We start from the raw sequence: 13,900 nt of genomic DNA on the forward strand, positions 1-13,900 counted from the left end.
ACGTTGTCCCCTTCTCAGTCCGTGACCGGGCGCGGCTTGACCAGCGACGGACCCGCGACCGGAGCGACAGCCGGGACGTGCGGCCGGAACGGGGTGAGGGCGGGAAGGTCCGGGACCAGGTGAGCGAACCGGCGGCAGGCGGCCGTCACCTCGTCGCGGGACGTGTGCGGGGTGCGGATCTTCGCCCAGCCACCCGAGGAATCCGCCGCAACGGCGGTGCCGGGGCGTTCGGCGGGGATGAGGCCGGCGGCCATGACCGCGTCCGGGGCGACGTCCGCGAGACCCATCTCGGCGGTCTGCTTGTCGTTGACCCGGTGCACCACACGCCCGGTGAGCTGGGCGCGGAGCATGGTGGCGCCCTTGCCCAGCTCGGAGCCGAAGCGCTGCCCGCACACCTCCAGGTAGATCCCGACCGCGCGGGCCATCTGCGCCAGCCGGATCAATGCGGTGACGATCCGTTCCCGGCGTTCCTCGTCCTTCTTGGAGGAGATCAGGAACAGTTCCGCCACCTCGTCCACCAAGACCACGATCGGCACCGGCCGTAAGTGCTCGGGCAGCTCCCACATGTCCGACACCCCGTGCGCGCTGAGCAGGTCGAAGCGGGACTCCATCTCCGTCACCAGCACGTCCAGCAGCGAGGCCGCCTCATCCGGTGTGGTCACCAGGGCGGACAGGCGGGGGGCGTAGGCGGACTGCTCCACACCCCGCTTGCAGTCGATCCCGACCAGCCCCACAGGCAGTTCCGCCAGGCCCTTGATCAGGTTGCGCTGATACACGGACTTGCCCGAGTTGTTCGCCCCCAGGGTGAGGGCCATGGGGACCTTGCGGTAGTCGCGGACGAACGCGGTCCCGTCCTCCCGCAGTGCCACCGGCACCGCCAGATCGGCAGGGCGAGCGCGGCGGGGCATCCGGACGCGGCGCAGCACGTCATAGCCGGTCATGCGCAGCTCGACATAGCCGGGCTTGGTCTCCGCGATGGTGACCGAGTGGACGCCCCACGCGTGCCGCAGCCGTTCCGAGGCAGCCATCAGGTCGGCAGGCTCCAGGCCGGCGGGAAGCCGCAGCGTCACCCGCAGCCCCGTCGACGTGCCACGGACCCGGCGGACCCTGGGCGGGACCGGCAGCACCTCACGGCGTGCCACGTTCCGGGCGAGGAAGGCCCGCAGCCGGGACGGCTGGACCGTCAGCCCGCACACGTCCATCGTGGACCGGTAGGTGATCGTGAACCGGCCCCAGGTGACCGGCAGCCCGACCAGCGACCAGTACACCCCCGGCGCGCGGACCTTGGCGTAGCCGAGACCGCCGGCGCCCGCGAGGACACCCGTGGTCTCCAGCATCATGGACAGGTCGCTCATGGTCAGGCCGCCGCAGTGATCGCGACCGCGCGGAACGAGATCCCGTGCCGCTTCTGCCCGTTGAACTCGTTCTCCCAGTCCCGGGCCTTGAGGCCGACCACCCGCACCGGCATACCAGGAGCCAGGCCCTCCGGGAGGCCCGTCTCCGGGACGGTGACCTGGTAGAGGTTGCCCTCCCCCTCGTCGGAGACCAGCAGGCCCACCGTCGACAGGGACGCCCCGGTGTCCCGGTCCAGAGCCCGCTCACCGGTCTTCTTGTTGGCCATCTTGGGTTCCGGCGCGGTCGCCACGAACACCACAGCGGACGAAAGGTCAATCTTGAACGACGGCATCAGGTACTCCCTGTGTTGGCTCCAGCAGCCCGAATGAGGCCACCGAGTGCCCGCTGTCCTAGGACTGCGAGCGACTAAGCAAGATAGTGCACCGCAGTCCTGGGACTGTCAACAGTCCTGGGACTGTGTTTGACTAGAACCTGATGAGAGGGGTTCGCGATGGCGCCGAAGTGGCGGGAACTGGCTGATCGACTGGCCGAACAGATCAAGAGGGGTGACTACGCCCCCGGCCAGCAGTTGCCCCACATCAGGGAGCTGGTGGACGCCGGCGAGGGCTCCAAGTCCACTGTCCACGCCGCCTACAAGGCACTGGAGGCCGAAGGCTTGGTCACGTCCTCACGGGGACACGGCACGGTCGTACGACAGCAGCTCCCACTGAAGCGACTTGGCATCGCTCGCTACGACAAAGCCAAGTGGCGGGACGGTGACGAGGTGGCGTTCATCGCGGACCGCGTGGCCTCTGGCCGAGGGTTCCGACGGAACGAGCAGACCCAGACCGTCAGTCGCGTTCAGGCGTCACCGGAGGTCGCGGCGGCGCTCGGTGTCCCGGAGGGTGCCGATGTGTACGCACGCGCGCGGCTGGTCAAGGAAGGCGACCAGCCAACACACACCCTGACCAGCTATTACCGCCCGGAACACGTGGAGGGCACACGCTTGGTCGACCCCACGCCGGGACCGGCCGGCCGAGGCGGCGGGTTCCGCGTGCTGTACGACGCCGGGTACGAGATCGATCACATGAAGGAAGAACTAGCGGCCCGTGCCGCCACTCCGGACGAAGCGAAGTTGCTGCAGCTTCCCCCGGGAGAGCCCGTCGTGGAACTGCACAGGACCACGTACACGGCCTCTGACACCGTGGTCGAGTTCGCCATCGGCGTGCACGTCGCCTCACGCTTCGCGTGGGAGTACGACTTCAAGGTGCCGGACTCGGCCCGGGACGGGGAAGCGCAGAAGTGATCTCATCGCAAGACTGGGCCGACACGCGGCGCCTGTGGGACTACCACCAGATGGGCCACTCCGTGCGGCCGTGCTCCGTAGCGATCGGGTTGGGTAGTCACGACCTGGGGGTGGCCGACACTGCGGCCGATCTCTACCGGCGTGGCATGGCGCCCTTGCTCGTGTTCACTGGGGCCACGAGTCCCACGACGAGGCAGCGGATGCCCCGAGGAGAAGCCGTGCACTACCGGGAGCGGGCGCTGGAACTCGGCGTCCATGACTCCGCCATCCTCGTGGAGCCGCGGGCGCGCAACACGGGTGAGAACATCCGCTTCTCGCGAGCCGTGCTGAAGGAGGCTGGCGTTGATGTGGCCTCGGTGCTCCTGATCAGCAAGCCATACGAGGAGCGGAGGGCGTACGCCACCGCCCGCAAACTCTGGCCCGAGGTCGAGATCATCAGCGCATCTACCCCGATGTCGCTGGACGAGTACGTCGACTCCATCGGTGACGCCCGACTGGTGATTGACATGCTCGTAGGCGCGCTTCAGCGACTGCTGATCTACCCGGAACAGGGCTTTATGATCAGCCAGCACGTCCCAGCCGACGTCCTCCAGGCGTACGAACGTTTGCGTCAGCGGGGCTTCACCAGCCGACTCCTTCGGAGCGACGCGGCCTCTTCCTGACACCACCAAGGCACCTTGCCCAGATCCCGTCGCGCCGAGCGAGTTGTTACAGGTTTCTCTACCTCATCAAGCCCCGGCTGCGCTCCGCTCCGCCGGGCGCGCTCCCGGCTCCGCTCGGAGCGCCGCTCCTGCCTCCGGCCCGCTCCGCCCCGGCTGCGCCGACGCGCGCCCACAGGTGGATGGGCCGGTGGCCATGAGCCGATCACCGCATAGCGCGGCCACGGTCAAAACAGTGCCTCCGGCGGGGGATCGGCCGGCACCGGGATGGAGGGGGCGCCGTCGCCGCCCGCGGGTCCATCGTGGTGGATGCTGGGGGCTCCCATCCCGCACACCATCGCCCCAGGCAGAGCCGAGCAGACGCGGCCCATGGCGTCCAGGTCGTTCGTACAGTGGCGCGCTCCACCTGGACGCCATGAACCACGCCCGCTCCACAGTGTGTGGGTCGACGGCGTACGGGATGGGAGCCGGGGGTGGGTGGTGGGTTGAGGGGGGCCTCCTACCGCCAACCTTCGATTCATAGGAACACCGCAGCCGTAGTGCGGCTTGATTTAATAAAACCAGGCAGATGGGGCCCCTGGCCTTGGAAGCTTGTGTTGCGGCTCATTCTGAGGCACACTCACTAGTGCACGCCTGACGACTTCAACAGGCGATGCGCCACCACTAGCGTCGCCAGGCCAGGCAAAGCCTACGCAAAGTCTTGGCAGTCAATTTGGCAGGAAGTGGGCGATTTACCCGAAAGCTGCAGGCTTCGCTGCAGGCTTCATTGACCACGCTCGCGGCCGAGCGGCCGGGTACAGCCTGGCCAACGCCCCAAGTCGTGGATCGAGACCCGGAAGAAGTGACAGGTACGAAAGACCGCACGGACCGGCACAAACGCGCTTTGCGTCGGCGCCGCTGCGGGCCCCAACATGTATGGCAGGCGGTGACCACCTCAACCACGCAGATGGACACCTAACCGGAGAGGTGCGTGAACCATGGAGGCTTAAGCCCGGACAGGCCAGGCTGGCTGATCCGAGGCTGATGGCGCATCAAGTGCGCTACTCTCGTACCGAATTACAGAAACGCCAAATGGCCGTGCGCATCGAACTTGCCGGAACGTCCGCACGGCCTTGGCATCCAAACAATTGGGAGATCAACATGGACCACCCCAGGGGGGCCCACCCTAGTGCACCAACTGTCTCGTCCACCGTACCGACTTACGCATGGCATTGCAATGCGCAAGCGGGACGGGGCGAGAGCTGCAGCGCATGCCCGCACACCAAACCCGACACGCCCCCTCGCAAGTCGCGGATCGAGAAGGCAACAGAGGTCGCCCGACTGGTCAGGGAGATCCTGACCTTGCTCATCTTCCTGTGCGCCCCGTTGGCACCTCACACCTTCCCCTAGGCGTGTCTCCCGCGTGCCCTTAGAGGCGGTAGCCGATGGGGCGTAAGGGGGAACAGCGGGGATGGCAGGCCTTAGCCGCAGGTCAGCATAAGGCCAGCTCAGCAGCACTCCGCGTACGCGATCTTCCAAACTGGCTACGCGGGTTCGATTCCCGTCGCCCGCTCCAGACGACTCAGGGCCAGGCGGAGGAACAATCCTCCGCCTGGCCCTGAGCTGTTCCGGGGGCTGTGTTCAGTCCGGCGTGTCCCCCGCGTGCCCCTTCGGACGCCGGCCCTTGCCGACCAGGCCGCTCACCGCGTCGGCGATCAGCCGGTCCCGCTCGGCGCTCGCGTGCTGGTAGATCAGCGCGGCGCGTGCGGTGCTGTGGCCCATGCGCGCCATCAGCTCCCGAGTGCCGGCGCCGGTCGAGGCGGCGAGGGTGTTACCGGTGTGCCGAAGATCATGGAAGTGCAGACCCTTGATACCGGCTTGGTCGCACGTCTTGTGCCACAGCCGGTTGAAGTGGTTGCGCCGAGGCGTGGCCCCCTTGGCACCGCTGAGCACCCGGCCTTCCGCACCCGGTTCGGCATACCGAGCGAGGACCGCTCGCCCTGTCTCGCTGATCTCCTGGCGAGCATCAGATCGGCCCGGCGCGGGAGCACGGCCGGCCATGCCGGTGGGCTCCCCCGCCGTGTTCGGATACGTCGATCGGCGACAGGTTCAGCTGCATGATCCGTGCGGTGCCGTTCCGGGTCGGGCGGCGGGCAGGCTGCGGACGTTGCCGAGGGCTGCGGCCTGTTCCCGTAGACGTACGTGACCACGCTGATCGCTACCCGGCCCGTCGACGGGTGGAACTCTATGCTCGCGTTGCGCACCCTGCGCGAACTCGGCGCCGGTAGCGCGGCGCCCGAGCCGATCCGCGACATCGAGAGGTTCGCCGACGTCCTCGCGAACCGAGTCCTCGTACCACTGGACGACCTCACTCCTGACGGGTGCGCGCGGCTGTGGCGCCGGACCGGTGAGCAGCACGACCTGTGACAGGCGCGGAGCGCCTGAGCGGCGCCTATCGTCGGCGTATCGAAAAGCGGATACGCGCCGGCAACACAGGGCCGACTTGACTGGCGTCATGTCCTACCGCGAACCAGCACCCCTGTCCCTGCCTGTGACGCTGACCGTCGCGCCGATCAGCGACGCCGAGCACCTGGCCTTCGTGCGGGCGCGGCGGTCGGTGAACTTTGTGCAGACCCCTGCGTGGGGGCGGGTGAAGACGGAGTGGCGCAGTGAGTCGCTCGGATGGTTCGACGGCGGGCGGCTTGTGGGGGCGGGGCTTGTCCTTCACCGGCCGGTGCCGGGGCTGTCGCGGTTCACGCTTGCTTATGTGCCGTGGGGTCCTGACATCGACTGGTCCGGGGACATCGGTGCGTGGCTCGACCCGCTGGCGGCATATCTCAAGGCCCGTGGCGCGTTCGCGATCCGGCTGTGCCCGCCGGTGCGGACGCACACCTGGGATGCGGCGCAGGTCAAGGACGGCGTGGCCGATCCGGGGGTGCGGCGGCTCACCGGACTCCCCGACGGGCACGTCGATCCGACCGGCGCCGCGGTGAGCCGACGGCTCCGGACGGCCGGCTGGCTGCCGCAGAGCCCTGAGGGCGGGTTCGGGGCGGGGCAGCCGCAGTTCACGTATGAGGTGCCGCTGGTCGGAAGGTCCGAGGACGACGTCCTGAAGGCCATGAACCAGCAGTGGCGCCGCAACATCAAGAAGGCCGCGAAGGCGGGGGTCGAGGTCACGGTCGGTGCCGCGTCGGACCTCGCGGCGTTCCACGAGCTCTACGTGCACACCGCCGCGCGCGACGGATTCACGCCGCGGCCGCTGGCGTACTTCGAGACGATGTTCGCGGAGTTGAGCGCCGAGGATCCCGGGCGGATCGCGCTCTATCTGGCATGCCACGAGGGCGAGCTGGTGGCCGCGACGATCCTGGTGCGGGTCGGCGGACACGCCTGGTACGCGTACGGCGCCTCCTCGACGGCCAAACGTGAGGTGCGGGGTTCCAACGCGTGCCAGTGGGCGATGATCCGTGACGCCCTGGCGGCGGGCTGCGACGTGTACGACCTGCGGGGCATCACGCCGACGCTCGACGCCGCTGATCCGCATGTGGGCCTGATCCGGTTCAAGGTCGGCACCGGGGGGCGGGCGGTGCGGTACGTCGGGGAGTGGGATCTGCCGCTGCGACCGCTGGTCTACCGCGCCTTCGACCTGTACATGCGTCGGCGCGGGCGCTGAGCCCGCGCCGCACGGTTACCCGAGTGCGGCGGCCACCTCGTCGAGGCGGGCGCCGCGCGACGCCTTGACGAGGACGATGTCGCCGCCGGTGAGGCTCTCGCGCAGCCAGGCGGCGGCTGCTTGGTTGTCGGTGAACGCGACCGCCCGCTCCCCCGCGGCGTCGGCGACGGGACGGGCGGTTTCGCCGATGACGGCCACCAGGTCGGCGCGCGCGGCCGCGTACTCGCCCACTGCTCGGTGCTCGGCCTCGCTGTCGGCGCCGAGTTCGAGCATCGCGCCGAGTACGGCGATACGGCGCCGGCCCGCGATCGCGGCGAGCGTGTCCAGGGCGGCTCGGGTGGAGTCGGGGTTGGCGTTGTAGGAGTCGTTGAGCAGGGTCGCGCCGCAGGCCAGGGTGCGGCGCTCCATGCGCCACCTGGACAGTGAGGCGGTGCTGAGGGCCACCGCCGAGGTGACCAGGGGGATGCCGGCCGCGAGTCCCGCCGCGGCGGCGGCCGCCGCGTTGAGTGCCTGGTGGGCGCCCACGAGCGGCAGCGCGACACGGGCCGAGGCGCCGGAGGTGCGCAGCGTGAAGGTCGCCCGGCCCAGGCGGTCGAGGATCAGGTCCTGGACACGCACGTCGGCGTGTTCGGCGCGGCCGAAGGTCAGGACCGGCCCGCCGGTCAGCGCGCGCATCGCGACGACGCGGGGGTCGTCGGCGTTGAGGACGGCGGTGCCGCCGGGTGCGAGGCCGCGCACGAGTTCGCCCTTGGTCCGTGCGATGGCCGCGCGCGAGCCGAACTCCCCGATGTGGGCCTGGCCGACGTTGAGTACGACCGCGATGTCGGGTGCGACCAGGCCGGTGAGGTGGGCTATGTCGCCGAGGTGGCGGGCGCCCATTTCGAGGGCGAGGAAGCGGGTGTGCGCGTCGGCGCGCAGCATGGTCAGGGGCACGCCGAGTTCGTTGTTGTACGAACCGTGTGTGGCGACGGTCGGCCCGGCGCCCGGAAGGACCACGGCCAGCAGGTCCTTGGTGCTGGTCTTGCCCTGCGAGCCCGTCACCGCGACGACGGTCAGCCGCTCGCGCAGCCGGGCCACGGCGTGGGCGGCGAGTGTCTGCAGTGCGGCCGGTACGTCGTCGACGACGACTGTGGGGAGCGGTGTCGGCCGTGAACCGAGCACGGCGGTCGCACGGGTGTGGCCGGCGTAGTCGTGGCCGTCGACGCGCTCACCGGCCATGGCGACGAAGAGACCGCCCGGTTCGCCGTGCCGGCTGTCGAGTACGGCCGGTGCACTCACTGTGACGCTCGTGTCACCCGTGACCCGGCCGCCGACGAGCGCGGCGATCTCGGCGAGGGAGAGGGGGTGCGGGGCGAGGGATGGCTGGCTCTGAGTCATGGTTCCAGTGAAGGCGGCGGGGTGTTGCCGGCGCGTATGCGGTTCTCGATACGCCGGCGATAGGTGGTGGGCTCTGGTGGGGGTGCTCGCTTCCGCCGTTCGGCGTCCGGGGACGCCGAGGCTCCGGCCGGACCGCCGGAGCCGCGCCGTGTTCATCCCAGACTCACCTGTGTGATGGGAAAGTTGAAATAGGTGTCCGGGTAGGGCTCGTCCTTGAGCGTGTAATGCCACCATTCGCATGTGTAGGAGCTGAATCCGCTGGTCTCCATGATGGAACGAAGACGCCTGCGGTTGTCCGCCGCGGTGCGCGAGATTCCTTCCGCTCCGTGGTGCGAGATCGAGTCCATCAGGTCGTGGTCGCCGCCCATGTCGGCGAGGTCGCCGCTTTCCAGGTGGTACAGCGTCAGGTCGACGGTACTGCCGCGGCTGTGGCCCGACCTGGCAGCCACGTATCCGTTCTCGATCATCTCGGGCCGCTCGATATTGGGGTAGTGGCGGTGCTTGGTGCGGCCGTCCTCCGGCTGCTTGGACCAGTGCAGGAAAGAGTCCACGGCACGTTGCGGGCGGTAGCCGTCCCAGAGAAGGAGGCCGAATCCGTGCGAGGCCGCCTCTTCTCGTGCGCTCTGCAATGCCGCGCACAGAGCCCTGGTGCCGACGATGCGATTGGCCAGGTATCCGTTGACCGGCTTTCCGGTGAAGTTGTCCCAGGTGGCGTACTTGGCGTCCCAGCGGACTCCGGGGATGAACTCGTCCATGAAGACGAAGTCGTTACGCATCGGCCTGCTCCGTCACAGGCAGGGGCCGGACGAGGGCCCCGGTCACCAGGCGGTCGATCAGTTCGGGCAGCGGAACGCCGGCGGCGGCCATCATCCTCGGATATCGACTGTACGAGGTCATGCCGGGGAATGTGTTGACCTCGTTGAGGACGACCTGTCCGTCGTCCTTGAGAAACAGGTCCACGCGGGCGAGTCCGCTGCAGCCCAGGGCGCGGTAGACGGCCTTCGCCACTTCCTGGACGCGGGCCCGGGATCCAGCCGGAATATCGGCGGGGACGATCGGCGTCGAATTGTCGGAGCCGGTCTCGGGTTCGTCCTCCTGGTGAATCCGGAAAAATCCGTGGGACAGGGCGATGCGGTCGACTTCTCCGGCGGTCAGGTCCGTTCCGCCGCCCAGGATGGCGCATCCGACCTCGCTGCCGACGACCGCCTCCTCGACCAGGACTTTCGTGTCGTACCGCCGGGCGACGTCCAGCGCGGCCGGCAGTTCTTCCGCGTTCGCCACCTTGCTGACCCCGAAGGACGATCCCGAGCGGGCCGGCTTCACGAAGACGGGATAGGTGAGCCGGTCGGCGTCGATGTCCTCGCCCGCCGCGACCGTCCAGAAATTCGGCGTGGCGATTCCGGCGCCGGCGGCGACGACATAGGCGAGGGACTTGTCCATGCCCAGCGCGGAACTCTGGACGTCGCAGCCCACGTACGGGATTCCGGAGAGTTCGAGCAGGCCCTGGACCGCGCCGTCCTCCCCGAGCTTGCCGTGCAGGACGGGCATCACGACATCCAGGCCGATCGTCTCGTACTTCCCCTGATCGAGGACGAGCAGTCCGCGCACGCCGCGGTCCGGGGACAGCACGGCGGGCCGGTATGCGCCGCTCTCCCAGTCCGTGGCGGGCCCCTCGCAGAGTTTCCAGGCGCCGTGGCGCGTGATCCCGATGAAGTACGGCTCATATTTGTCCGGGTCGAGGTTTCGCGCGATCTCCTGCGCGGACTTGATGGAGATGGGGTGTTCCTCCGAGCAGCCTCCGAAGAGGATTCCGACCTGAAGCTTGGCCTTAGGCATGCTGATTCCTTCTTTCGAATTCCAGGCAGTTGGTGATCGAGTTCTCGACCGTTTCACTCAGGGCACGGTCCGTGTAATACGCGGTGTGCGGACTGATGAACGCGTTCGGCATTTCCTGCAGCCGCAGCAGTGGCTTGCTGTCGATGGGTGCGTTCCGTCGGTCGGCGTAGAACACGCCTTCCTCGCCCTCGACGACGTCGAGGGCGACACCGCCCAGGCGTCCGTCCTCCAGCGCCGCGACCAGCGCGGTGGTGTCGATGAGGGCACCGCGTCCGGTGTTGACCACGAACGCGCCCGGTTTCATCCGCTGGATGCGTTCACGGTCGAGGAGGTGGTGCGTCTCGGCGTTGAGCGGCGCATGGAGCGTGACGACGTCGCTAGATTTCAGCAATTCATCGAGCGACACCTCGTCGCCGGGGTCACCGGATTCACCGGATTCACCGGCACGATTTCCGTACGCCAATATCCGGCATCCGAAGACGCGGAGCCTTTCCATGACGGCTGTGCCGATGCGCCCCGTTCCGACCACGCCGACGGTCAGGTCGCGCAGATCTTTCCCCCGTACGTCGTGCAGCCGGTAGTCGTGCACATCCGCGCGGCGGACAGTGGACTTGGCGTGGCGCACCGCCATCAGCAGCATCATCACCGTGTAGTCGGCGACACTGTCGGGGGAATAGCAGACGTTCCCGACGGAAATGCCGACGCGGCCCGCATGATCCACGTCGATGTGGTCGTACCCGATGCTTCTTGTGGAGATATAGGAGACGCCGACTCGGCTCAGCGCTCGAAGTGTCGCCGGGGTGATCCGGGTCTTGTGTCCGACGCTGATGCACCGGTTTCCGGATGCCAGGTGGACGTTGTCCTCCGACACCGCGGATTCTGTGATTGTCGGCGTCACTCCGAATCGGGGCGCCAACTCCCGGAACCGTGCGGCTTCGTCCCGCCCGCATCCGAAAGCGGTGATTCCCACTGGTTCGCTGTAGGTCATGCCTCCATTCAAGGAAACGGGGTGTTGCCGACGCGTATGCAGTTTTCGATAAGCTGCCGATACGTTGTCGGCCCGCTTTGCCGGCCCGCGCGGTGTTCGCCGAGCACAGGTCACCAGCCGGTCGCGGTGGCTGTTCGCGATGGACGGCGCCACCCCGGCAAGCCGGGCCATGCCGGCGGCCGTCCAGGCGCGGCGGTCGAGCAGGGGCGCGTATCACGACCGCGGGGACGTGCGGGCGGGCAGTTCCACCGTGATGCGCAGGCCGCCGGTGTCGCGCGGGGTGAGGGTGAGGGTGCCGTCGTGTGTGCGAGTGATGGTTTTGACGATGGCCAAGCCGAGGCCGACGCCCGTCTGGTTGGCGTGGATGCGCTCGGTGCCCCTCTGGAATGGTTCGGTGAGCGTCGAGACCAGGTGTGGAGGCAGTTTCTCGCCGGTGTTTTCGACCGTGAGCATCACGGTGCCGGAGTGGACGCCGGTAGTGACCCACACCCTGCCCTGTTCAGACAGATTGTGGACGATCGCGTTGTGCACGAGGTTCATGGTCAGTTGCAGCAGGAGCGCCGGCGATCCGCTCGCGGGGGTGATGTCGCCGCGGGTCTCGATGGTGACGCCGTTCTTTTCCGCGAGGGGGAGCAGCGTTTCGGTGGCTTCTTCCGCCATGAGGGACAGGTCGACCTGTTCTCGGGTGAAGGATCGCTGGTCGGCTCGGCTGAGCAAGAGCAACGCTTCAGTGAGGTCGATCGCTCGGGTATTGACAGCTTGGAGGCGGTCGAGAACTTCGCCGGTGTCGTGTGATGGATCGGTGCGGGCCACGTCGAGAAGCGACTTCGAGATGGCCAACGGGGTGCGCAGTTCGTGCGAGGCGTTTGCCGCGAATCTCTGCTGCTCGGCGACGTGTGCCTCAAGCCGTGCGAGCATCGCGTCGAAGGCGTCGGCAAGTTCACGGAACTCGTCCTGGCGGCCCGGCATCTGGATACGGTGCGAGAGCGATCCCGTAGCGGCCGTGCGGGTGGCGTTGGTGATGCGAGCCAGGGGGGCGAGCATACGACCGGCGAGGATCCATCCTCCCAGGAGGCCGAACACGAGGAGGAGCACCGTTACTGCGGCTGCCGTTGGCGCGAAACCCTGCACGAAGTCGATGACCGGGTTTCTTTTCCATGCCCCCTCTTCGTTGGTTTGCAACCACCCCTGTTGCAGGAGGAACACTCCTGCGGCAGCGAGCGCCAAGGCACCGGCGAGCATGAGGAATCCGGCATAGCTGAGGGTGAGCTTGAGGCGGACACTCAATCCAGGTGCCCTATCCATGGCTCTCTCCCCCGTCTCCGGCCTGCGGCTGTGCATCGATTCGGTAGCCGACGCCGGAGACCGTGGCGATGATCCACGGCTCACCGAGACGCTTGCGCAGTGCTGAGACGGTGATTCGGACAGCATTGGTGAACGGATCGGCGTTCTCGTCCCACGCGCGCTCCAGAAGTTCCTCGGCGCTGACGACACCGCCCTCGGCGGCGATGAGGACCTCGAGTACGGCGAACTGCTTGCGCGTCAGCGCCACGTAGCGGCCGTCCCGGTAGACCTCGCGTCGGAACGGATCCAGCCGCAGCCCTGCGATCTCACGGACCGGAGGCCGGCTGTGGGCACGCCTGCGGTCGAGCGCCCGGAGCCTGAGGACGAGTTCCTGCAGTTCGAACGGTTTCGTGAGGTAGTCGTCGGCGCCGAGTTCGAAGCCGGATGCCTTGTCGTCGAGGCGGTCGGCCGCGGTCAGCATGAGGATCGGCATGCCGCTGCCCGTGGCGACGATGCGTTTGGCGATCTCGTCACCAGAAGGGCCGGGGATATCGCGGTCGAGGACGGCGATGTCGTATCTGTTGATGCTCAGCATTTCCAGGGCGATGTCGCCGTCGCCCGCGAGGTCGGCCGCGATCGCTTCCAGGCGCAGGCCATCGCGGATGGCTTCCGCCATATAGGGTTCGTCCTCGACGATCAACACACGCATACTCTCGATGTTACGAGCGGGCACATATCGTCCGCGTCTCAAAAACCGCATACGCGCCGACAACACCGTGCCACCGTCCATCAGTGCGTCGCGACCGCCTTCAACAAGCATCCCGGGAAGGCATTCGGTGCCGTGACCTGCATGAACACACGATCTGCCCATCGACGAGCCTTCGATCGACATCACCCTTGAGGGGGCCGTTGGTGCGGACGGCGAAGGAACACGGCAGGCTACACCGACGGGCTCCCTCGCCGTGTCCGGACCCGTCCTGGACGTGGCTCAGCTGCACGATCCGTACGGGGCCGTGCCGGGGCGGGCGGCGGGCAGGCGGCGGACATTAAGGTCACCCTTCAGGAGACGGTCCATCGCGGACCAGACAGCCTGCTCGTCGCGGGCGGGTCTCTGCACTGATTCATCACAGCGCTGACGGGCGTCACAGTCTTGCTGTTGCACTCCTTCTGACCCAGAACAGCGTGCCCTTGGCGTGCCCGTTCGCAAGGCACGCCAAGGGGAGTCACGGGAAACACCGGTCAGTGGTCAGCAAACACACAGGTCAGCACTCCCCCAGGTCAGGCCGAGTCCGCATATGCGATCTTCCGAACTGGCTACGCGGGTTCGATTCCCGTCGCGCTCTGCGTGGCCAGGGGCCAGGTCCGGGGAGTGATCCTCGGGTCTGGCCCCTCGGTGTTTCCGGAGCCGGGCGGCCGGAGCCGGGCGGCCGGGGCCGGCCCGGGCCGGGGGCGCGGGCCGCCCGGCT

The 13,900-nt window shown here is 67.9% G+C and carries 13 protein-coding genes; 4 read left to right on the top strand and 9 right to left on the bottom strand.

What is annotated here, in order from left to right:
- Positions 1 to 14: 14 nt before the first annotated feature.
- Both AB0G56_RS38035 and AB0G56_RS38040 read right to left on the bottom strand, forming a co-directional pair.
- On the bottom strand, positions 15 to 1,355 hold the full coding sequence (locus AB0G56_RS38035) for an FtsK/SpoIIIE domain-containing protein (protein ID WP_360979545.1): 1,341 nt from the start codon (positions 1,353 to 1,355) through the stop codon (positions 15 to 17).
- A 2-nt stretch (positions 1,356 to 1,357) separates the two neighbouring features.
- Positions 1,358 to 1,687, bottom strand: a complete 330-nt coding sequence (locus AB0G56_RS38040) for a hypothetical protein (protein ID WP_360979548.1) — start codon at positions 1,685 to 1,687, stop codon at positions 1,358 to 1,360.
- Positions 1,688 to 1,846: 159 nt separating this feature from the next.
- Between AB0G56_RS38040 and AB0G56_RS38045 the strand changes: the two genes are divergently transcribed.
- Entirely contained in the window at positions 1,847 to 2,641 is a 795-nt protein-coding gene (locus AB0G56_RS38045) for a GntR family transcriptional regulator (RefSeq protein WP_360979551.1), read from the top strand.
- The gene (locus tag AB0G56_RS38050; RefSeq protein WP_360979554.1) at positions 2,638 to 3,303 is read left to right on the top strand and encodes a YdcF family protein; all 666 of its coding nucleotides are present in this window, start codon (positions 2,638 to 2,640) and stop codon (positions 3,301 to 3,303) included. The genes AB0G56_RS38045 and AB0G56_RS38050 overlap by 4 nt, the downstream gene beginning before the upstream one ends.
- Positions 3,304 to 4,920: 1,617 nt before the next feature.
- Here AB0G56_RS38050 and AB0G56_RS38055 read toward each other — a convergent pair.
- Positions 4,921 to 5,232, bottom strand: a complete 312-nt coding sequence (locus AB0G56_RS38055; protein WP_360979557.1) for a tyrosine-type recombinase/integrase — start codon at positions 5,230 to 5,232, stop codon at positions 4,921 to 4,923.
- Positions 5,233 to 5,481: 249 nt separating this feature from the next.
- Here AB0G56_RS38055 and AB0G56_RS38060 point away from each other — a divergent pair, with 249 nt between their 5' ends.
- Both AB0G56_RS38060 and AB0G56_RS38065 read left to right on the top strand, forming a co-directional pair.
- Positions 5,482 to 5,706, top strand: a complete 225-nt coding sequence (locus tag AB0G56_RS38060) for a hypothetical protein (protein WP_360979560.1) — start codon at positions 5,482 to 5,484, stop codon at positions 5,704 to 5,706.
- Between the two features lie 88 nt (positions 5,707 to 5,794).
- Positions 5,795 to 6,949: a peptidoglycan bridge formation glycyltransferase FemA/FemB family protein gene (locus AB0G56_RS38065; protein WP_360979611.1), complete on the top strand. Its 1,155-nt coding sequence runs from the start codon at positions 5,795 to 5,797 to the stop codon at positions 6,947 to 6,949.
- Between the two features lie 15 nt (positions 6,950 to 6,964).
- Here AB0G56_RS38065 and murF read toward each other — a convergent pair whose 3' ends face one another.
- The 6 genes from murF to AB0G56_RS38095 all read right to left on the bottom strand — a co-directional run bounded on the left by murF (position 6,965) and on the right by AB0G56_RS38095 (position 13,143).
- On the bottom strand, positions 6,965 to 8,326 hold the full coding sequence (gene murF, locus AB0G56_RS38070) for a UDP-N-acetylmuramoyl-tripeptide--D-alanyl-D-alanine ligase (protein ID WP_360979563.1): 1,362 nt from the start codon (positions 8,324 to 8,326) through the stop codon (positions 6,965 to 6,967).
- Between the two features lie 152 nt (positions 8,327 to 8,478).
- Complete coding sequence (gene vanX / locus AB0G56_RS38075) at positions 8,479 to 9,102, bottom strand: D-Ala-D-Ala dipeptidase VanX (RefSeq protein WP_360979566.1); 624 nt, start codon at positions 9,100 to 9,102, stop codon at positions 8,479 to 8,481.
- Entirely contained in the window at positions 9,095 to 10,162 is a 1,068-nt protein-coding gene (vanA, locus tag AB0G56_RS38080; protein ID WP_360979569.1) for a D-alanine--(R)-lactate ligase, read from the bottom strand. Before vanA ends, vanX begins: the two co-directional genes overlap by 8 nt.
- Positions 10,155 to 11,150, bottom strand: a complete 996-nt coding sequence (locus tag AB0G56_RS38085; protein WP_360979572.1) for a D-isomer specific 2-hydroxyacid dehydrogenase family protein — start codon at positions 11,148 to 11,150, stop codon at positions 10,155 to 10,157. The genes vanA and AB0G56_RS38085 overlap by 8 nt, the downstream gene beginning before the upstream one ends.
- Before the next feature lie 213 nt (positions 11,151 to 11,363).
- Positions 11,364 to 12,455, bottom strand: coding sequence for a HAMP domain-containing sensor histidine kinase (locus tag AB0G56_RS38090; protein WP_360979575.1), 1,092 nt, complete (start codon positions 12,453 to 12,455; stop codon positions 11,364 to 11,366).
- Positions 12,448 to 13,143 carry a response regulator transcription factor gene (locus AB0G56_RS38095; RefSeq protein ID WP_360979578.1) on the bottom strand — a complete coding sequence of 232 codons (696 nt, stop codon included), beginning with the start codon at positions 13,141 to 13,143 and terminating at the stop codon, positions 12,448 to 12,450. Before AB0G56_RS38095 ends, AB0G56_RS38090 begins: the two co-directional genes overlap by 8 nt.
- Positions 13,144 to 13,900 lie beyond the last annotated feature (757 nt).

This window comes from Streptomyces sp. NPDC021356 (assembly GCF_040641015.1).
GTDB lineage: Bacteria > Actinomycetota > Actinomycetes > Streptomycetales > Streptomycetaceae > Streptomyces.

Coding starts and splice junctions, on each gene's coding strand:
- AB0G56_RS38035 (WP_360979545.1), bottom strand. CDS start 1,355: ATGAGCGACCTGTCCATGATGCTGGAGACCACGGGTGTCCTCGCGGGC.
- AB0G56_RS38040 (WP_360979548.1), bottom strand. CDS start 1,687: ATGCCGTCGTTCAAGATTGACCTTTCGTCCGCTGTGGTGTTCGTGGCG.
- AB0G56_RS38045 (WP_360979551.1), top strand. CDS start 1,847: ATGGCGCCGAAGTGGCGGGAACTGGCTGATCGACTGGCCGAACAGATC.
- AB0G56_RS38065 (WP_360979611.1), top strand. CDS start 5,795: ATGTCCTACCGCGAACCAGCACCCCTGTCCCTGCCTGTGACGCTGACC.
- murF (WP_360979563.1), bottom strand. CDS start 8,326: ATGACTCAGAGCCAGCCATCCCTCGCCCCGCACCCCCTCTCCCTCGCC.
- vanX (WP_360979566.1), bottom strand. CDS start 9,102: ATGCGTAACGACTTCGTCTTCATGGACGAGTTCATCCCCGGAGTCCGC.
- vanA (WP_360979569.1), bottom strand. CDS start 10,162: ATGCCTAAGGCCAAGCTTCAGGTCGGAATCCTCTTCGGAGGCTGCTCG.
- AB0G56_RS38085 (WP_360979572.1), bottom strand. CDS start 11,150: ATGACCTACAGCGAACCAGTGGGAATCACCGCTTTCGGATGCGGGCGG.
- AB0G56_RS38090 (WP_360979575.1), bottom strand. CDS start 12,455: ATGGATAGGGCACCTGGATTGAGTGTCCGCCTCAAGCTCACCCTCAGC.
- AB0G56_RS38095 (WP_360979578.1), bottom strand. CDS start 13,143: ATGCGTGTGTTGATCGTCGAGGACGAACCCTATATGGCGGAAGCCATC.